This is a genomic window from Pseudomonas sp. NFACC41-3, assembly GCF_900109505.1.
Taxonomy (GTDB): Bacteria; Pseudomonadota; Gammaproteobacteria; order Pseudomonadales; family Pseudomonadaceae; genus Aquipseudomonas; species Aquipseudomonas chlororaphis.
Window position 1 is genome coordinate 900,202 of sequence record NZ_FOAE01000002.1, and the last position, 16,744, is coordinate 916,945.

Sequence of the window (16,744 nt, forward strand, 5' to 3'; positions counted from 1 at the left end):
CTCTGGATAGGGCATCCCCGTGAGGAGGTGTGCTGCAGGTGGATCTATCTCGCTTAGCATTGGTTCTCAAGGTCTCGATTCAACCATAATGCTGAACTGGCTCATAAGGCTCTGCATGGGGGATTTAACCAATTGAGTACCAAGCTCATTACGCAGGAAGGTTTCGAGGCTCTGAAAAACGAGCTGGATTACCTGTGGCGGGAGAAGCGTCCGGATGTGACGCAGAAAGTCACTTGGGCGGCCTCCCTGGGGGATAGAAGTGAAAACGCCGATTATCAATACAACAAGAAACTCCTGAGGGAAATTGATCGCCGGGTTCGCTACTTGCGCAAGCGACTCGAAGACATGAAGGTCGTGTCTTATTCGCCGGAGCAGGAGGGTCGGGTTTTCTTCGGCGCCTGGGTCGATATCGAGAATGAAGAGGGTGAAACCAAGCGTTTCCGTATCGTTGGCTATGACGAGATATACGGGCAGAAGGATTACATCTCTATCGATTCGCCCATGGCCCGGGCGCTCTTGAAGAAAGAAGTCGGCGACGAGGCGATAGTGCAGACGCCCGGTGGAGAAATGTGCTGGTGGATCAATCAGATCGAATACGTGAAATGAACTGCCTGCGAGGGGCTTACCCCTCGCGCAGTACTGTCAGTGGGCTGGCATTCAATGCCCGGCGTGTCCCGTAGACACCGGCACCGCCGATCAGCAGGGCACCGATAACAGGCAGGAGCAACAGCCAAGGATGTGGATGCCAGGGCAGGTCGAAGGCAAACCGATACAGCACCAGGCTCACCAGTTCCGATCCCAATGCGGCCAGTAGCCCGCTGACGGCTCCCTGCAGCCCGAACTCGATACGCCGGGCCCTGACCAGTAATTGTCGTTCCGCCCCCAGCGCCCGTAGCAGGGCGCCCTGACGAATACGCTCGTCCAGGGTGGCCTGCAGTCCGGAAAACAGCACGGCCATGCCGGCGGCGAGTACAAACAGCAGCACGTATTCCACGGCCAGGGTGACCTGGGCCAGGATACTGCGCAGTTGTTCGAGCAGAGCCTCCACTTGCAGGATGGTCACTGCCGGAAACACCCTGGACAACTCGACCACCTGCTGGTCATGACCCGCAGCCAGATAGAAGCTGGTCAGGTAAGTGGCGGGCAGATCCTGCAGCGTGCCCGGCTGAAAGATCATGAAGAAGTTGGGCTGGAAGTTATCCCAGTTGATTTCCCGCAGGCTGGTCACCCTGGCCTCGCGATTGACCCCTGCGACGCTGAATGTCATCTGGTCGCCGAGTTTGAGTTTCAGGCTTTCGGCCACCTGGGCCTCGACCGAGACGCCAGGCAAATCCCCTTCGGGCTGTTGTGCCCACCACGAACCGCTGGTGATCTTATTGCCCGCTGGCAGATCCGCGGCCCAGGTCAGGCTCAAATCGCGCTGCACGGCGCGATCGCCACTGGAGTCCTTGCTGACGATTTCCCGGACCGGTTCGCCGTTGATGCTGATCAGCCGCCCTGGCACTACCGGATACAGCGGCGCGGAAGGGGCGGAAAGCGCCACCAGCTTGTCGATGAAAGCTTGTTTGTCCGCGGGCAGGATATTCAGCGCGAAATAGTTCGGTGCGTTCTTTGGCAACTGGTTTTGCCAGGTGTCGAGCAACTCTCCACGTAACAGCGCAATCAAGGCCATCGACAGCAGAATCAAGCCGAAGGCCAGGGATTGCCCGGCAGCAGCCAAAGGATGCCGCAGCAGCTGGCCCAGCCCCAGGCGCCATGGCAGCGACGCCTTGGCCAGCAAGCGACGCAGACTCTGCAGGGCCAGCAGCAGTAATCCGCCCAGAACCAGGGCGGCAATGACGCCACCGCCGAGCAAGGCGAAGGTCAGCAGCAGATCCAGGCTCAGGCGCCACATGATCAGGCCCAGGGCCAGCAAGGCGGCGCCATACACCATCCAGGTGCTTGGGGGGATCGGCAGCAGGTCACGGCGCAACACCCGCAAGGGTGGGACACGCCCCAGCGCCGCCAGTGGCGGCAAGGCGAAACCGCCAAGTGCCACCAGGCCGGTGCCGATACCGGCGACAGCGGGAAGCAGCCCGCCAGGAGGCACATCGGTTGGTAGCAGGTCATGCAGCAGGTAAAACAGCCCAAGCTGGGCGAGCCAGCCGAGCAGCGCGCCGACGATGCTGGCCAGGATGCCGAGCAGGGCCAGTTGCAGGGTGAACAGCAGCATGGTTTCCCGGCGAGACAGGCCCAGGCAGCGCAGCAGCGCGCTGGCGTCGAAACGGCGGGAAGCGAAGCGCGCAGCGGACAGGGCAACCGCCACGCCTGCCAGCAGCACCGCCACCAGGCTGGCCATGTTCAAGTAGCGTTCGGCCTTGCCCAGGGCTCCGCCGATCTGGCGGTTGCCATCTCGGGCATCCTGCAGGCGCTGATTGGCCGCCAGGCCTGGCTTGATCAATTGGCGATAGGTTTCCAGGGCGCTCCCGGGACCGCGCCAGAGTTCCTTGTAACTGACCCGGCTGCCCGGTTGCACCACGCCGGTGGCGTTCAGGTCGCTCAGGTTGATCAGCACTCTGGGGGTCAGGCTATAGAAGTTGCCGGCGCGGTCCGGTTCGTAAGTCAGTACCCGGCTCAGGCGTAGGGTTTTCATCCCGACGTCGATGCTGTCGCCGATTTTCAGGTCCAGCGCGGTCAACAGTCGGGCTTCGACCCAGGCTTCACCCGATTGCGGACCACCGCCGGTTTCTTCCGTCGCGTAAGGGGCCGGGGCGCTTTTCAGTTCGCCACGCAGCGGGTAGGCATCGTCCGCGGCCTTGATACTGGAAAGCTGGATGCCATTATCGGTGGCGATCACACTGGAGAACTCCACCACCTGCGCATGTTGCAGGCCCAGTTCCCGACCGCTCTGTATCTGTTCGGGCCTTGCCGGAGAGCTGCTTTCAAGCAGCAGGTCCGCGCCGAGAAACTCCGTGGCGCGCAACAGCATTGCGCCGTTGAGGCGCGCACCGAAATAGCCGATGGCGGTGCTGGCGGCTACGGCCACCACCAGGGCGAAGAACAATACCCGCAGTTCTCCGGCGCGGGCGTCGCGCAGAAGTTGGCGAACGGCAAGGCTGAACAGGCGCAACAGCGGCAGGCGTGCCATCAAGGCTCCAGGGGGGCGACCAGCAGGCCGGCTTCAAGGCGGATCAGGCGCCGGCAACGATGGGCCAGGCGTTCATCGTGAGTGACCAGGACCAGCGTCGTGCCGCTTTCCTTGTTCAGATCGAACAGCAGGTCGCTGATGCGCTCGCCGGTGTGGCTGTCGAGGTTGCCGGTCGGCTCGTCGGCGAACAGCACGTCAGGTTCGGCGGCGAAGGCGCGGGCGATGGCCACCCGCTGTTGCTCGCCGCCGGAGAGCTGGCGAGGCGAGTGACTCAGGCGTTGCCCGAGCCCGACGCGCTGGAGCAGTTCGGTCGCACGCTCGCGGGCATCCCGGCGGCCGTCCAGCTCCATGGGCAACATGACGTTCTCCAGGGCATTGAGGCTGTCGAGCAGTTGGAACGACTGGAAGACGAAGCCCACATGCTCGGCGCGGATTCGGGCGCGCTGGTCTTCGTCCAAGGTGCTCAGGCTGCGACCGGCCAGGGTGACCTCGCCGCTGCTGGGCAGGTCGAGCCCGGCCAGCAGGCCGAGCAGGGTGGATTTTCCGGAGCCGGAACTGCCGACGATGGCCAGGCTGTCGCCTTTGTTCAGTTCCAGGCTGAGTTCGTGCAGGATGGTCAGTTCACCTTCCGCGCTGGGAACCACTTTGCTAAGGTTCCGCGCAGTGAGAATGCTTGCGCCCATGGAGAATCCGATGCGTGTGTGGTTTTTGAGTGCTGGCCTGGCCTTGATGTGCATGGCCCAGAACGCAGCGGCGGGTACAGTCCTGATCGTTGGCGATAGTATCAGCGCGGCTTTCGGCCTGGATACCCGGCAGGGGTGGGTGGCACTGCTCGAGCAACGGCTCAAGAGCGAAGGTTTCAACGATAAGGTGGTCAATGCTTCCATCAGTGGAGACACCAGCGCAGGTGGCCAGGCGCGGCTGCCGGCGCTGCTTGCAGAGCACAAGCCGGAGCTGGTGATTCTCGAGTTGGGCGGCAACGATGGCCTGCGTGGGCAACAGCCCACGCAATTGCAACAAAATCTTGCTTCGATGATCGACAGCTCCAAGGCCAGTGGTGCCAAGGTGCTGTTGCTTGGCATGCAGCTGCCACCCAATTACGGCGTGCGTTATACCCAGGCGTTTGCCGAGGTGTACAGCAAGCTCGCGAATGAAAAAAACGTAGCGCTGGTGCCATTTTTTCTGGAAGGGGTCGGCGGCAATCCCGAGCTGATGCAGGCCGATGGCATCCACCCTGCGGTCACCGCTCAGGGCAAGTTGCTGGAAAATGTCTGGCCGACGCTAAAACCGCTGCTTTGACGCTTTTCTACCGGCAGTGTTTCGGCTAATGTGGCGCCCCCGATTTGGAGCCCCCGATGCCGCGTCCCGCCTGGTCCCTGTTTGCCTACCAACTGATCGAGCCTGACGAACAGCTCGACCTGTTCGCCTGCCAGGAAGTCCGGGTGCACCTGGTGACGCGTCAGCTGGAGCTGGGCGGCTCTGCCGATCGCACGTTGTGCGGCACCTTGCTGCCCGCGCAACCGCGCTGGTCGAGTGTCGACCGGACCATTTTCCAGGACCAGCGCCTGTGTCCGTTGTGCCGGGCGATCCTCGAATCGCAAAAGCGCGGCACGCCACCGATCTGGCCAGAGTTGCGTTTCGAACTGTAAGGCAGCAAGTTCTCGCCCGGCTCCCTCCTTGCTGATGCAGCTGTCGCTCCCGCAGTCACGGGGGCGGGTGTACAATCACTTTTTTTACTCGTTGATCATGCGAAGGATTTTCCGGATGTTGCCGCGCTTTCCTGTCGTCACCCGTTGCCTGACGCTTGCCGCCTTCTGTGTGGCCGGCCCCGTTGCCGCATTGGAACTGCCTCTACCTCCACCGGGCGAAGATATCGTCGGTCAGGTACAGGTGATCAAGGCTAAGTACGAAGACACCTTTGCCGACCTGGGCACAACCTACGACCTGGGCTATTACGAGATGGTCGCGGCCAACCCGGGAGTGGATCCCTGGTTGCCGGGTGCGGGCACCGAAGTGGTGTTGCCGACGCGTTTCATCCTGCCGCCGGGACCTCGTGAAGGCATCGTGATCAACCTGGCTGAATATCGCCTGTACTACTACCCGAAAGGGCGGAACGTGGTGTACACCTTCCCCCTGGGTATCGGGCGGGAAGGCTGGGGGTCGCCGATCGCCCATACCAGCATTGTCGCGAAGACGCCGAACCCGACCTGGACTCCGCCAGCCTCGATCAAGGCCGAGCACGCCGCCGACGGTGACCCGCTGCCAAACGTGGTGCCGGCGGGGCCGGACAACCCGTTGGGACCATTCAAGTTCACCCTGGGCACGCCGGGCTACCTGATCCACGGTTCGAACAAGAAGTTCGGGATCGGCATGCGCACCAGCCACGGCTGCTTCCGGATGTTCAACAACAACGTCCTGGAAATGGCGAGCATGGTGCCGGTGGGGACATCGGTGCGCATCCTCAACGATCCGTACAAGTTCGGTATCAGCGCTGGCAAAGTTTATCTGGAAGCTCATACGCCGCTCGATGACAAGGGCAATCCGTCGGTCGTGGACAAGCACACCGCGGTGATCAACGCCTTGCTCAAGCGTGAAGACCTGGCCAATAACCTGCGGATGAATTGGGATGTAGTGCGCGACGTGGTGGCGGCCGAAGATGGTTTGCCAGTAGAGATCGCCATACCGACCAATGCACCGGTGGTATCGGCGGTGCCTATCGATATGCAGCAGTAACGGCTGGAACAGCAACCCGTCGATGCTTTCGGGCGTCGACGGGTTTTTTATTGCCACAAGAAGATCCGGGCAATAAAAAAGCCGACCCAATAAATGGGTCGGCTCGATAACAATCCCGAGGGATTATTACTTGCGGCTAGCTTTTTCCAGCATACGCAGAGCGCGCTCGTTAGCTTCGTCAGCAGTCTGTTGTGCTTTTTGAGCAGCAGCCAGAGCTTCATCAGCTTTACGGTAGGCTTCGTCTGCACGAGCCTGGGCACGAGCTGCTGCGTCTTCAGTTGCAGTCAGACGAGCTTCGGTTTCTTTGGATACGCTGCTGCAACCGGTAGCCAGAACTGCGGCCAGAGCCAGAGCAGAGAATTTCAGAACGTTGTTCATCGTGTTCCCCTTCAAGGACTTTCTATTAAGTAGCTATCTCATCCGAGTGATGAAATGGCCGGCGTACATACTACCCATTACTTGTAGTAAGTAAACTGACGTAGCGCAAGAAGCAAAAAAAATTCTAGGCGTTGAATCTTTTTCGAGCAACTTTTTATCGATCTGTATAAAAAATACGCAACCTTGTCACCCTGTTGGGAGGTTGCGCTTGTTAACCGAATCTGCCGTAGAGTCCCTTTGCACGGCGCTTGCGGAGTGTAGGCTCAAGTCTATCTATATCGACTCGTCTACACTTTTGTTCAGAATCTGTGGGGCGCCTCACGCATCTTTGTCCATGTTGAGGTGACTTTAAATGGGTGGGCTCGTCTTAAATCTCAACATCCGGCGATGTTCAGGTTGTTGATCCTCAGGCGGTTTGATCGAGCGTTTTGCATGTAGCTGGGAACAGGTCCGGGGAAGTATCGACAGCAAACTGGCCTGATGCCAGTATCTTGAACACAAGCGCCCTTGAGCATTGGTGCCAATGGTGCCTACTATTTGAAACGTGCTCGGTCATGCGAGAGCGGCAAGCTCTCCTCGGTGTCCAGACAGGCACGGGGTGGCGTAGTTGTTCCTTCGCCGGAAAAACATCGGTAAGGTAGGGGTCAGAATCCAAGACCCGCGAGGAGTAGTGATGAGCGAGGCGTTGTCCATCCACCATGACCAGGCTGGTCATCAATTCGAGACCAATGTGGACGGTCATCGTGCCTACCTGACCTATATGGACCTGGGTAAGCAGACCCTGGATATTTATCGGACGTTCGTGCCTAACGCGCTGCGTGGTCGTGGTATTGCCGCGGCACTGACCGAGCAGGCGTTGGAATATGCTGACCGTATGGGTTACACGGTAATTCCGTCGTGCTCATATGTGGAGCGCTATATGGAGCGCCATCAGCGCCACGCCGCGAAACTCTGAGCGGGGACGCCAAAAAAAAACGCCGGGCTTGGCCCGGCGTTTTTGTGTCTGCGATACGGGGTCAGGTACGAACCCGTTTTGGCAGGACGTCCTTGAGCTTGGCGTGCATGCTGCGCAAGGTTTTCTCGGTGCTTTCCCAATCGATGCAGGCATCGGTGATCGACACGCCGTATTGCAGTTCGGCCAGGTCCTTGGGAATTGCCTGGCAGCCCCAGTTCAGATGGCTTTCGACCATCAGGCCGATGATCGACTGGTTGCCTTCGAGAATCTGGTTGGCCACGTTCTCCATCACCAGCGGCTGCAAGGCCGGGTCCTTGTTGGAGTTGGCGTGACTGCAGTCGACCATGATGTTCGGCTTGATCTTTGCCTTGTTCAGCGCCTGCTCGCAGAGGGCGACGCTGACCGAATCATAGTTCGGCTTGCCATTGCCGCCGCGCAGAACCACGTGACCGTAGGCATTACCCTTGGTGGTGACGATGGATACGCCGCCTTCCTGGTTGATGCCGAGGAAGCGGTGAGGGCTGGAAACCGATTGCAGGGCGTTGATGGCAACGGTCAGGCCGCCGTCGGTGCCGTTCTTGAAACCTACCGCCGAGGACAGGCCGGAAGCCATCTCGCGGTGGGTCTGGGATTCGGTGGTACGCGCACCAATCGCCGACCAACTGATCAGGTCCTGCAGGTATTGCGGGGAGATCGGGTCCAGCGCTTCGGTGGCGGTCGGCAAGCCCATCTCGGCCAGGTCCAGCAGCAACTGGCGACCGATGTGCAGGCCGTCCTGGATCTTGAACGAGTCGTCCAGGTACGGGTCGTTGATCAAGCCTTTCCAGCCAACGGTAGTCCGTGGTTTCTCGAAGTACACGCGCATCACCAGATAAAGGGTGTCGGAGACTTCGGCGGCCAGGACTTTCAGGCGCTCGGCATACTCGTGAGCCGCCTTGATGTCGTGGATCGAGCACGGGCCGATGACGACGAACAGGCGGTGGTCGGTGCCGTCGAGAATATTGCGGATCACTTCGCGACCCTTGGTCACGGTGCGCAGGGCGGCGTCGCTCAGCGGGATGTCACGCTTGAGCTGGTCGGGAGTGATCAGGGTTTCGTTGGAGGCGACGTTAAGGTCGTTGATCGGTAAATCAGCCATCGTGTTACTCGTCAGGTCACGGGTGCCGGCCGCCAGCGATCCCCGCGCGGCGGTGCACAGCGGATTTAAGCGCGTCGGGGAGCCGAACCTTAGCGCGTTACACCGGGGCTCGACAATGGGCAGAGGCGGGTTTAATCCAGCGCTGGCTGCATAAAAGCCTGGTGAACCCGGTCATGGGAGAATTCGGCGGCGTGCTGTTCGACCCATTGCTGGGCCAGGGTTTCGATCTGTCGCTGCTCAGCCTGGGGCTCATGCAGGTGGCAATAGTGGGCGATCTGGCACACCTGCTCACTCATTCGGGCATGGAACAGGGTCTGTTCGTCGATGAAGGCGATCCCCACCAGATAGCCATGCTTGCGTCGCAGGCACCAGGCCACATAGCCGTTGTAGCGGGCGTTTTCACCCAGAGTGGGGATGCAGATTTCCAGTGCGGTGCCGCAACGCCAGGCGCGGTGATAATTGCAAGCCATGCCGCCGAGGCTGATAGTGTGCAACCGTTGACGCGAAATGCATGCGTGCTCGCGTAAGGTCATCTCAACCGGAACATCGTCAGGATGAGGAATGAAACGTCCCATGAACGCAGACTCCGAGTGTCGGCTATGTGACATTGTTTCCCCCAGTATAGTGGTCGAATTGGAGCTGACTGATTTCGATATCGATCAGCGGTTGTTGGCGATGAGCGGTGTTTCGCTGGTGATATTCACCAGCGCCGGCTGCGCCAGCTGTCGCTGGGCCAGGCAGCAGTTGCCCGGCTTCGATCTGCCGATCGAGCGGTTGTGCTGGGTCGATGCGGGAAACAATGGCGGCGCGGTCGAGCGTTATCAGGTGTTTCACTTGCCGGCACTGTTCGTGGTGCGCGACGGTGAGTTTTATGGGGCCTTGCAGTCGCGCCTGACACCCGGCGAGCTCAGCGAGCGACTGGCACAGGCGCTGAACCGAATTCCAGAGGAGTTGCCTTGATGGAAGCAGTCCACACGCCGCGAATCGGCATTATCGGTACCGGAGCGATCGGTGGTTTCTACGGGATGCTGCTGGTGCGAGCCGGCCTGGATGTGCATTTCCTGTTGCGCAGCGAGTTCGCCGCGGTCACCGAGCGGGGGTTGCAACTGCATAGCGCGGTGCATGGTGAGCTGACCCTGAACCCGGTCCAGGCCTATGCCAGTGCCGAAGACATGCCGCCCTGCGATTGGCTGCTGGTGGGAGCCAAAACCACCAGCAACGCCGAGCTGGCTCCGGCGATTCTTCGCGCGGCGGCTCCCGGCGCCAAGGTGCTGTTGCTGCAGAATGGCCTGGATGTGGAGGACGGCCTGCGCGACCTGCTTCCCGACTCGCTGCATCTGTTGGGCGGCCTGTGTTTTATCTGCGTGCACCGTGCCGGCCCCGGGGTGATCGAGCATCAGGCGCTGGGCGCGGTGAACCTGGGTTATCACAGTGGCCCGGCAGCGCAGGACGACTCGCAGCGCCAGGCGATAGTGGAAGAGGGGGCTGCGCTGTTCCGCAAGGCCGGTATCGGCTCCCAGGCCATGGCTAACCTGCAGCAGGCGCGCTGGCAGAAACTGGTGTGGAACGTGCCCTATAACGGTTTGTCGGTATTGCTCAACGCCAGCACCACGCCGCTGATGGCCGATGCCGACAGCCGAGAGCTGATTCAGGCCTTGATGCGTGAAGTGGTGCAAGGCGCCCTGGCCTGTGGTCACAGCATGCCGGACGGCTATGCTGAGCACTTGTTCAAGGTGACCGAAGGCATGCCGGACTATTGGCCGAGCATGTACCACGACTACCAGCACAAGCGTGCGCTGGAGTTGTCGGCCATCTATGCCGCGCCACTGGCCGCGGCCAAGGCGGTGGGATGCGCACTGCCGAAAATGGAAGCCTTGTATCAGGCGTTGAGTTTTATCGACCGGCATAACGGTTGATCGCAGCATCGAGGGGAGGGGATATGGCAAAGGGCTTGGGCGGTAAACTGGTGGTGGCGATTTCATCGCGAGCCCTGTTCGATCTCAGCGAGAGCCATAAGGTCTATCTGGCCGAGGGGGTCGAGGCCTACCGCAAGTATCAGATCGATCACGAGGAGGAATCCCTCGAACCGGGCGATGCTTTTCCCCTGGTGAAAAAGCTCTTGAGCCTCAATGCCAGCCTCGGCCGGGCGCGGGTCGAGGTGGTGCTGGTTTCGCGTAACAGTGCCGACACGGGCCTGCGGGTCTTCAACTCGATTCAGCATTACGGTCTGGATATTTCCCGGGCCGCGTTTGTTGGTGGGCGCAGCCCTTATCCCTACCTCGCGGCCTTTGGCTGCGACCTGTTTCTTTCCACCCACGCCGAAGATGTGCGCAGCGCACTGGACGCCGGGTTCGCCGCGGCGACCATTCTTTCCGGTGGCGCCCGACGCGCCGCCAGCGCCGAACTGCGGATCGCTTTCGACGGTGACGCCGTGCTGTTTTCTGATGAGTCGGAACGGGTCTATCAGCTCGGTGGCCTGGAAGCCTTTCAGGCCAAGGAACGCGAGTCCGCCCGCGAGCCGTTGCGTGGGGGGCCGTTCAAAGGCTTCCTCGCCGCGCTCAATCTGTTGCAGCGCGAATTCCCCGACGATGGTTGTCCGATCCGCACCGCCCTGGTGACGGCGCGTTCGGCACCGGCCCATGAGCGAGTGATCCGCACCCTGCGCGAATGGGATATCCGCCTGGACGAATCGTTGTTCCTGGGCGGTCTGGAGAAGGCCGCCTTTCTCGAAGCCTTCGCCGCCGATGTGTTCTTCGACGATCAGGCGGGTCATTGCGAACTGGCTCGCGAAGTGGTCGCCACCGGTCACGTACCCCACGGTATCAGCAACGAAACCAAGGTTTAGCTCAATGTTCACGGGCTTGCGCGGGACGTCGTAGTCGCCTTGGCACTGCTAAGCTGAATCAATCTCCGCCATATTGGCAGTCGAGGAGGTCATATGATTCGTTCGATGCTGTATGCCACTGACCTCGGTCTGTATGCGCCCTACGTGATGCAACATGCCCTGGAGCTGGCTCGAACATTCAATGCCGAATTGCACGTGGTTCATGCGGTGGAGCCCATGGGACTGTTTGCCGAGTCGGTGTTACAGAGTTATCTCGACGAACAGGCCCTGAATGAGTTTCACAGTCAGGGGCTGAGTACGGTGATGGCGAATATCGAGCAACGGGTGCTCGACAGCTTTCGCGAAGAGTTGGGGGAGGGTATGCAGGATCTCGCGCTGATTCAGTCGGTCAGGGTCTTTCAGGGGGACCCCTCGCACGTCATTCTCGAGCAGGCGTCGAAACTCTCTGTGGATTTGTTGATCGTAGGAAGTCACAGCCATGGGGCGGGCGGTGAAACTCCATTGGGCAGGACGGCAGCCAGGGTACTGCAACTGGCCAAGGTTCCGGTTTACCTGGTGCCCTTGGTACAGCGTCGGCGTCTCGGAGATATCTGACGCGGTTGTTGGAATTTTCTTAAGAAAAGTTCTAGATTTATTCTTCGAACCATTAATATAGTTATATACCGTCGCTGATGCCCGTGGCGTCTACCTGCTTTGAGGGATTCATATGAAGCTTCAACAATTGCGCTACATCTGGGAAGTGGCGCACCACGACCTCAACGTCTCTGCTACAGCCCAAAGCCTTTATACGTCGCAACCGGGTATCAGCAAGCAGATCCGCCTGCTCGAGGACGAGCTGGGGGTCGAGGTATTCGCTCGCAGCGGCAAGCACCTGACTCGCGTCACCCCGGCTGGCGAACGCATCATCACCACCGCTGGCGAGATCCTGCGCAAGGTCGAAAGCATCAAGCAGATCGCCCAGGAATTCTCCAACGAGAAGAAAGGCACCCTGTCGATCGCCACCACCCATACCCAGGCCCGTTATGCCTTGCCGCCGGTGATCAGCAGCTTTATCAAGCAGTACCCGGATGTGGCGTTGCACATGCATCAGGGCTCGCCGATGCAGATCGCCGAAATGGCTGCCGATGGCACCGTCGACTTCGCCATCGCCACCGAAGCGCTGGAGCTGTTCGGCGATCTGGTGATGATGCCATGCTACCGCTGGAACCGTTGCGTAGTGGTACCGCAGGGCCACCCGCTGACCAAGCTGCCGAAGCTGACCCTGGAAACCCTCGCCGAATACCCGATCGTGACTTACGTGTTCGGTTTTACCGGCCGCTCCAAGCTCGACGAAGCCTTCAGCCATCGCGGCCTGACGCCGAAGGTGGTGTTCACCGCCGCCGACGCCGACGTGATCAAGACTTACGTACGCCTGGGCCTGGGTGTGGGCATCGTTGCCAAGATGGCGGTCGATACCAAGCTCGACAGTGACCTGGTGGTACTGGATGCCAGCGAACTGTTCGAGTCGAGCATCACCAAGATCGGGTTCCGTCGTGGCACTTTCCTGCGTGGCTTCATGTGCGACTTCATCGAGAAGTTCGCGCCGCACCTGACGCGCGAAGTGATGGCCAAGGCCATTCAGTGCCACAACAAGCAGGAGCTCGAAGAGCTGTTCGACGGCGTCGAACTGCCTGTCCACTAAGTCGGGCTTACTTGACCTCGGTGACAGCGAACTGTTGCCGAGCGCCCGCGACGACGATCTCCAGTTCATCCCCCTCGAACTTGCCCAGCAGGCCTTTGCCCAGCGGTGAACGAGGGGTGATGACGGTCACCGGTTGCCCCACCACCTCTACCTTCAGTCCTGCCCCATCCGGCGCCAGGAACAGCCATTGTTCGTGGCCGTTTTCGTCTTCGAGGCCCAGCAACGCGCCAACCTGGATACCGACCTGCTCATCGTACGGGCGCAGGGTCAGGTTCTGGCAGAGCGCCAACGCCTGCCGGATTTCCTCGACGCGCCTGGCCTGGCCGGCGGCGAGATAGGAGGCCTCGAGCCCCAGGGTGTCGTACTTGTTTTCGGCAATGTTCTCTTCGTGAGTCGCCGCCTCATAGGCGGTCTGCGCCGCACGCTGGGCGATCTCCAGATCGCCACGGAGTTTGTCGAGAATCAGCTGGTGGACCGTAGACTTGTTCATGATCAATTGCAGAATTGCAGGACGTTGGCCCGGCTCTTTTCGCTCGGCGCCGTCTGGTCCTGTTGCAACCAGAACTGGCATTTCGGGTTGGACTGGTTGCGCAGGTTGCTGCGCGCATTATCCAGGGCCTGCTGCTGTTCGTTTTTACGCAGGTTTTCCTGGTACTGCTCGAACATGCGGTTGGGCGCTGCTGATTCCGCACTGGGCGGTTTTGCCAACTGTTGCACGGCCTGGGCGACGGGCGCCAATGGCTGGTCGAACAGAAAACGCCAGGCCAGCCAGCAGGTCAGGGCGATCGCCAGAAAACCCAGCCACAATCCCAGGGCAATACTGCCGCTGAGTTGAAGTGCGTTTACGCTGATACGTAATGATCGACGGGATGTCGGGCGATAGGGCATGGCAGCCTCCTGGCAGGCGGTGTCGGCAAGCTGCGATTGTCGCACGAAGATTATCGGCGTTGGCTCTTCTGTCTGTGGCCATTTATACGGACAATCGGCGCCTTTGCCAAATGGAGCCCGGAATGAAAGCCTCCTGGGATATTTTCTGCAGCGTTGTCGACAACTACGGCGATATCGGCGTGACCTGGCGGCTGGCCCGGCAACTGGTGGCCGAGCATCAGTGCGCGGTGCGGCTGTGGGTGGATGACCTGCGGGCCTTCGAGCGTTTGTGTCCGCCCATCGATATCGCCTTGCCTCAGCAATGGCAGGAAGGCGTCGATGTGCGTCACTGGCCAACCGAGTGGTCGCCGGTGGCGGCTGCCGATGTGGTGATCGCGGCCTTTGCCTGCCAGTTGCCAGCGGCTTATATGGAGGCGATGGCCGAACGTGAACATACCCCTTTGTGGCTGAACCTCGATTACCTCAGCGCCGAGGCCTGGGTGACCGGCTGCCACGGTCTGCCCTCGGTGAAGTTCAAGGGCGTGCAGAAGTACTTCTTTTTCCCTGGGTTCCAAGCCGGCACCGGTGGGCTGCTACGTGAGGCTGGATTGCTGGAGCGGCGCAGGGCATTTCAGCAGGACCCCCTGGCCCGGCAACGCTTCCTGGAAGGGCTCGGCGTATTTGCTGCACCTGGCGCGCGATTGATGTCGCTGTTCGCCTATGAGAACGCCGGCCTGGCCAGTTGGCTGCACGCGCTGGCTGCCGACTCGCGGGCTACCCATCTACTGGTTCCCGAGGGGCGGATCCTCGGTGACGTACAACACTGGCTGGGTGTCGAGGCGCTGGCGGCGGGTGCGGTGCAGGTCCGTGGGGCCTTGACGGTGCAGGTGCTGCCGTTCGTCCGACAGGAGGAATACGACCAGCTCCTGTGGTCCTGCGATTTCAACGCGGTACGCGGCGAGGACTCGTTCGTGCGCGCGCAGTGGGCCGGCCGGCCGATGCTCTGGCACATTTATCAACAGGACGAAGACATCCATCTGGACAAGCTCGACGCCTTTCTCGAGCTTTATACGCGGGGGCTGTCACCAGAGGCCAAGGCGGCGCTGATCGACCTGTGGCGGGCCTGGAATGCCGGAGGCGAGATGGCACAAGGCTGGAAAAAGCTGCTCGAACACTGGCCTGAAGTGGCTGCTCACGCCGAAAAGTGGTGTCTGGAACAGGGCTCGCAGCCCGATCTTGCTGCGGCGCTGGTGCAGTTTTACCTAAATTGGATATGATACGCGGCCTAGATTTTTGTAAATCCCATCCAAATTCGGATATTCGCAATGAAAACTGGTAAAGAACTCAAACCCGGTACCGTGATCCGTATCGACAACGATCCTTGGCTGGTTCAGAAAGCTGAATTCACCAAGTCCGGTCGTAACAGCGCGATCATGAAGACCAAGCTGAAGAACCTGCTGACCGGTTACAAGACCGAAACCGTTTACGGTGCGGACGACAAACTGGACGACGTGATCCTGGATCGCAAAGAAGCGACCCTGTCGTTCATCAGCGGCGACACCTACACGTTCATGGACACCACCGACTACACCATGTACGAGCTGAACGCTGAAGACATCGAAGCCGTTCTGCCGTTCATCGAAGAAGGCATGACCGACGTTTGCGAAGCCGTGTTCTTCGAAGACCGTCTGGTTTCCGTTGACCTGCCGACCACCATCGTGCGCCAGGTTGACTACACCGAAGGTTCCGCTCGCGGTGACACTTCCGGCAAGGTGATGAAGCCTGCCAAACTGAAGAACGGTACCGAGCTGTCGGTTGCTGACTTCATCGAAATCGGCGACATGATCGAGATCGATACTCGCGAAGGCGGTTCCTACAAAGGCCGCGCCAAGGTTTAAGCTTCTGCTTGAATCCTTAGCCACAAAAAAGCCCGACCATCGAGTCGGGCTTTTTTGTGGTTGAAGGTCCGGATGGCAAACTTACTTCAGGTGTTGCTTGAGCTCTTCGCTGGCCTGCAGCAGAGCCGAACGCACCGCGGGTACCTGGCTGACCACGTTGAGCAGGCCGTAGTCGTGGATCATCCCGTTGTAGCGCACCGAGGTCACGGTCACGCCGGCTTCGTCCAGCTTGCGGGCATAGGCTTCGCCTTCGTCGCGCAGTACGTCGGCGCCGGCCGTCTGGATCAGCGCGGGTGGCAGGCCCTTGAGCTGGGCGCTCGTGGCGCGCAGCGGCGAGGCGTAGATCTCGTTACGCTGCCGGGCATCGGTGGTGTAGTTGTCCCAGAACCACTTCATCATGTTTTTGCTGAGGAAGTGTCCCTCGGCATACTGGTTGTATGACGCCGTTTCGAAATTCGCGTCGGTTACCGGCCACAACAACAGCTGGAACCGGATCGCCGGCGTGCCCTTGTCCTTGGCCATCAGGCTGACCACTGCTGCCATGTTGCCGCCGACGCTGTTGCCGGCAACCGCCAGGCGCTTGCCGTCGACGTTGATTTCCCGGCCATGCTCGGCCACCCATTGGGTCGCCGCGTAAGCCTGATTGATCGCCACCGGGTAATGCGCTTCTGGAGACGGCGTGTAATTGACGAACACCGCCGCCGCCCCGGAGCCCACCACCAGGTCCCGCACCAGCCGTTCGTGGGTCGGGAAGTCTCCCAGCACCCAGCCGCCGCCGTGGAAGAACATGAACACCGGCAACGTGCCTTTCACCCCGGCCGGCCTGACGATGGTCAGGCTGATGGCCTGGCCGTCGACGTCGATGGTCTTCTGGCTGATATCCGCCTTGGGCAGCGTCAGCTTGACCCCGGCCTGGGCACCGACCAGCACGGCCCGGGCCTCTTTGGGTGTCATCTGTTCCATCGGCTTGCCGCTGCCGGCGTTCAAGGCGTCGAGGAACGCCTGGGTGTTGTGTTCGACCCCGCCTTCGACCCCGCCTTCGGCGAACGCCGTGTTGATGGACAGGGCGAGAAGGCTGCCGGTCAAGACCTTGCTGAAAGTGTTCATGTTCGTCTCCTGGGC

General features: G+C 60.4%; 20 protein-coding genes. 12 read left to right on the forward strand and 8 right to left on the reverse strand.

Annotated elements, in window-relative coordinates:
• The first annotated feature begins 132 nt into the window (after nucleotides 1–132).
• A complete protein-coding gene (greB, locus tag BMY68_RS13600) occupies nucleotides 133–606 on the forward strand; it encodes a transcription elongation factor GreB (RefSeq protein WP_009044968.1) in 474 nt (157 codons plus the stop codon).
• Between the two features lie 16 nt (nucleotides 607–622).
• Here greB and BMY68_RS13605 read toward each other — a convergent pair whose 3' ends face one another.
• Both BMY68_RS13605 and BMY68_RS13610 read right to left on the reverse strand, forming a co-directional pair.
• Complete coding sequence (locus BMY68_RS13605) at nucleotides 623–3,127, reverse strand: ABC transporter permease (RefSeq protein ID WP_085531712.1); 2,505 nt, start codon at nucleotides 3,125–3,127, stop codon at nucleotides 623–625.
• Complete coding sequence (locus tag BMY68_RS13610) at nucleotides 3,127–3,810, reverse strand: ABC transporter ATP-binding protein (protein ID WP_009044966.1); 684 nt, start codon at nucleotides 3,808–3,810, stop codon at nucleotides 3,127–3,129. Before BMY68_RS13610 ends, BMY68_RS13605 begins: the two co-directional genes overlap by 1 nt.
• A gap of 10 nt (nucleotides 3,811–3,820) precedes the next feature.
• Between BMY68_RS13610 and BMY68_RS13615 the strand changes: the two genes are divergently transcribed.
• The 3 genes from BMY68_RS13615 (at nucleotide 3,821) to BMY68_RS13625 (ending at nucleotide 5,860) form a co-directional block, all read left to right on the forward strand.
• The gene (locus tag BMY68_RS13615; protein ID WP_009044965.1) at nucleotides 3,821–4,426 is read left to right on the forward strand and encodes an arylesterase; all 606 of its coding nucleotides are present in this window, start codon (nucleotides 3,821–3,823) and stop codon (nucleotides 4,424–4,426) included.
• 56 nt (nucleotides 4,427–4,482) lie between these two features.
• Nucleotides 4,483–4,776 (forward strand): hypothetical protein, encoded by a 294-nt coding sequence (locus BMY68_RS13620; protein ID WP_007931378.1) that lies wholly within the window; start codon nucleotides 4,483–4,485, stop codon nucleotides 4,774–4,776.
• A 115-nt stretch (nucleotides 4,777–4,891) separates the two neighbouring features.
• Nucleotides 4,892–5,860: a L,D-transpeptidase family protein gene (locus tag BMY68_RS13625; protein ID WP_009044964.1), complete on the forward strand. Its 969-nt coding sequence runs from the start codon at nucleotides 4,892–4,894 to the stop codon at nucleotides 5,858–5,860.
• A gap of 126 nt (nucleotides 5,861–5,986) precedes the next feature.
• On the opposite strand, the gene oprI is transcribed toward BMY68_RS13625, so the two are convergent.
• A complete protein-coding gene (gene oprI, locus BMY68_RS13630) occupies nucleotides 5,987–6,238 on the reverse strand; it encodes an outer membrane lipoprotei OprI (protein WP_003448337.1) in 252 nt (83 codons plus the stop codon).
• A gap of 673 nt (nucleotides 6,239–6,911) precedes the next feature.
• Here oprI and BMY68_RS13635 point away from each other — a divergent pair.
• Nucleotides 6,912–7,193, forward strand: coding sequence for a GNAT family N-acetyltransferase (locus BMY68_RS13635; protein WP_007931380.1), 282 nt, complete (start codon nucleotides 6,912–6,914; stop codon nucleotides 7,191–7,193).
• A 61-nt stretch (nucleotides 7,194–7,254) separates the two neighbouring features.
• On the opposite strand, the gene BMY68_RS13640 is transcribed toward BMY68_RS13635, so the two are convergent.
• Entirely contained in the window at nucleotides 7,255–8,331 is a 1,077-nt protein-coding gene (locus tag BMY68_RS13640) for a 3-deoxy-7-phosphoheptulonate synthase (RefSeq protein WP_009044963.1), read from the reverse strand.
• Between the two features lie 131 nt (nucleotides 8,332–8,462).
• On the reverse strand, nucleotides 8,463–8,906 hold the full coding sequence (locus BMY68_RS13645) for a pilus assembly protein PilZ (protein ID WP_009044962.1): 444 nt from the start codon (nucleotides 8,904–8,906) through the stop codon (nucleotides 8,463–8,465).
• Between BMY68_RS13645 and BMY68_RS13650 the strand changes: the two genes are divergently transcribed.
• From BMY68_RS13650 to cysB, 5 genes are all read left to right on the forward strand, one after another.
• A complete protein-coding gene (locus tag BMY68_RS13650) occupies nucleotides 8,905–9,291 on the forward strand; it encodes a thioredoxin family protein (RefSeq protein WP_085531710.1) in 387 nt (128 codons plus the stop codon). The two genes, BMY68_RS13645 and BMY68_RS13650, sit on opposite strands and share 2 nt — an antisense overlap.
• Entirely contained in the window at nucleotides 9,291–10,247 is a 957-nt protein-coding gene (locus BMY68_RS13655; RefSeq protein ID WP_085531708.1) for a putative 2-dehydropantoate 2-reductase, read from the forward strand. The genes BMY68_RS13650 and BMY68_RS13655 overlap by 1 nt, the downstream gene beginning before the upstream one ends.
• A 23-nt stretch (nucleotides 10,248–10,270) precedes the next feature.
• Nucleotides 10,271–11,176 carry a 5'-nucleotidase gene (locus BMY68_RS13660; protein WP_007931385.1) on the forward strand — a complete coding sequence of 302 codons (906 nt, stop codon included), beginning with the start codon at nucleotides 10,271–10,273 and terminating at the stop codon, nucleotides 11,174–11,176.
• Nucleotides 11,177–11,269: 93 nt separating this feature from the next.
• Complete coding sequence (locus BMY68_RS13665; protein ID WP_007931386.1) at nucleotides 11,270–11,770, forward strand: universal stress protein; 501 nt, start codon at nucleotides 11,270–11,272, stop codon at nucleotides 11,768–11,770.
• 112 nt (nucleotides 11,771–11,882) lie between these two features.
• Nucleotides 11,883–12,857, forward strand: coding sequence for an HTH-type transcriptional regulator CysB (gene cysB, locus BMY68_RS13670; RefSeq protein ID WP_007931387.1), 975 nt, complete (start codon nucleotides 11,883–11,885; stop codon nucleotides 12,855–12,857).
• Nucleotides 12,858–12,864: 7 nt separating this feature from the next.
• On the opposite strand, the gene BMY68_RS13675 is transcribed toward cysB, so the two are convergent.
• Together BMY68_RS13675 and BMY68_RS13680 are read right to left on the reverse strand one after the other, a co-directional pair.
• Nucleotides 12,865–13,347, reverse strand: coding sequence for a GreA/GreB family elongation factor (locus tag BMY68_RS13675; RefSeq protein WP_062825078.1), 483 nt, complete (start codon nucleotides 13,345–13,347; stop codon nucleotides 12,865–12,867).
• Nucleotides 13,348–13,349: 2 nt separating this feature from the next.
• Nucleotides 13,350–13,745 (reverse strand): hypothetical protein, encoded by a 396-nt coding sequence (locus tag BMY68_RS13680; protein WP_085531706.1) that lies wholly within the window; start codon nucleotides 13,743–13,745, stop codon nucleotides 13,350–13,352.
• 122 nt (nucleotides 13,746–13,867) lie between these two features.
• Here BMY68_RS13680 and earP point away from each other — a divergent pair, with 122 nt between their 5' ends.
• Together earP and BMY68_RS13690 are read left to right on the forward strand one after the other, a co-directional pair.
• The gene (earP, locus tag BMY68_RS13685) at nucleotides 13,868–15,001 is read left to right on the forward strand and encodes an elongation factor P maturation arginine rhamnosyltransferase EarP (RefSeq protein WP_085531704.1); all 1,134 of its coding nucleotides are present in this window, start codon (nucleotides 13,868–13,870) and stop codon (nucleotides 14,999–15,001) included.
• 48 nt (nucleotides 15,002–15,049) lie between these two features.
• Nucleotides 15,050–15,622, forward strand: a complete 573-nt coding sequence (locus tag BMY68_RS13690; RefSeq protein ID WP_007931398.1) for an elongation factor P — start codon at nucleotides 15,050–15,052, stop codon at nucleotides 15,620–15,622.
• 81 nt (nucleotides 15,623–15,703) lie between these two features.
• Here the strand turns inward: BMY68_RS13690 and BMY68_RS13695 are convergent, their stop codons facing one another.
• On the reverse strand, nucleotides 15,704–16,729 hold the full coding sequence (locus BMY68_RS13695) for an alpha/beta hydrolase (protein ID WP_085531702.1): 1,026 nt from the start codon (nucleotides 16,727–16,729) through the stop codon (nucleotides 15,704–15,706).
• Between the last annotated feature and the right edge of the window lie 15 nt (nucleotides 16,730–16,744).

What these genes read in the sequence shown, in the direction of transcription:
- BMY68_RS13605 (WP_085531712.1), bottom strand. Translation starts at nt 3,127, where the DNA reads ATGGCACGCCTGCCGCTGTTGCGCCTGTTCAGCCTTGCCGTTCGCCAA.
- BMY68_RS13610 (WP_009044966.1), bottom strand. Translation starts at nt 3,810, where the DNA reads ATGGGCGCAAGCATTCTCACTGCGCGGAACCTTAGCAAAGTGGTTCCC.
- BMY68_RS13615 (WP_009044965.1), top strand. Translation starts at nt 3,821, where the DNA reads ATGCGTGTGTGGTTTTTGAGTGCTGGCCTGGCCTTGATGTGCATGGCC.
- BMY68_RS13620 (WP_007931378.1), top strand. Translation starts at nt 4,483, where the DNA reads ATGCCGCGTCCCGCCTGGTCCCTGTTTGCCTACCAACTGATCGAGCCT.
- BMY68_RS13625 (WP_009044964.1), top strand. Translation starts at nt 4,892, where the DNA reads ATGTTGCCGCGCTTTCCTGTCGTCACCCGTTGCCTGACGCTTGCCGCC.
- oprI (WP_003448337.1), bottom strand. Translation starts at nt 6,238, where the DNA reads ATGAACAACGTTCTGAAATTCTCTGCTCTGGCTCTGGCCGCAGTTCTG.
- BMY68_RS13635 (WP_007931380.1), top strand. Translation starts at nt 6,912, where the DNA reads ATGAGCGAGGCGTTGTCCATCCACCATGACCAGGCTGGTCATCAATTC.
- BMY68_RS13640 (WP_009044963.1), bottom strand. Translation starts at nt 8,331, where the DNA reads ATGGCTGATTTACCGATCAACGACCTTAACGTCGCCTCCAACGAAACC.
- BMY68_RS13650 (WP_085531710.1), top strand. Translation starts at nt 8,905, where the DNA reads ATGAACGCAGACTCCGAGTGTCGGCTATGTGACATTGTTTCCCCCAGT.
- BMY68_RS13645 (WP_009044962.1), bottom strand. Translation starts at nt 8,906, where the DNA reads ATGGGACGTTTCATTCCTCATCCTGACGATGTTCCGGTTGAGATGACC.
- BMY68_RS13655 (WP_085531708.1), top strand. Translation starts at nt 9,291, where the DNA reads ATGGAAGCAGTCCACACGCCGCGAATCGGCATTATCGGTACCGGAGCG.
- BMY68_RS13660 (WP_007931385.1), top strand. Translation starts at nt 10,271, where the DNA reads ATGGCAAAGGGCTTGGGCGGTAAACTGGTGGTGGCGATTTCATCGCGA.
- BMY68_RS13665 (WP_007931386.1), top strand. Translation starts at nt 11,270, where the DNA reads ATGATTCGTTCGATGCTGTATGCCACTGACCTCGGTCTGTATGCGCCC.
- cysB (WP_007931387.1), top strand. Translation starts at nt 11,883, where the DNA reads ATGAAGCTTCAACAATTGCGCTACATCTGGGAAGTGGCGCACCACGAC.
- BMY68_RS13675 (WP_062825078.1), bottom strand. Translation starts at nt 13,347, where the DNA reads ATGAACAAGTCTACGGTCCACCAGCTGATTCTCGACAAACTCCGTGGC.
- BMY68_RS13680 (WP_085531706.1), bottom strand. Translation starts at nt 13,745, where the DNA reads ATGCCCTATCGCCCGACATCCCGTCGATCATTACGTATCAGCGTAAAC.
- earP (WP_085531704.1), top strand. Translation starts at nt 13,868, where the DNA reads ATGAAAGCCTCCTGGGATATTTTCTGCAGCGTTGTCGACAACTACGGC.
- BMY68_RS13690 (WP_007931398.1), top strand. Translation starts at nt 15,050, where the DNA reads ATGAAAACTGGTAAAGAACTCAAACCCGGTACCGTGATCCGTATCGAC.
- BMY68_RS13695 (WP_085531702.1), bottom strand. Translation starts at nt 16,729, where the DNA reads ATGAACACTTTCAGCAAGGTCTTGACCGGCAGCCTTCTCGCCCTGTCC.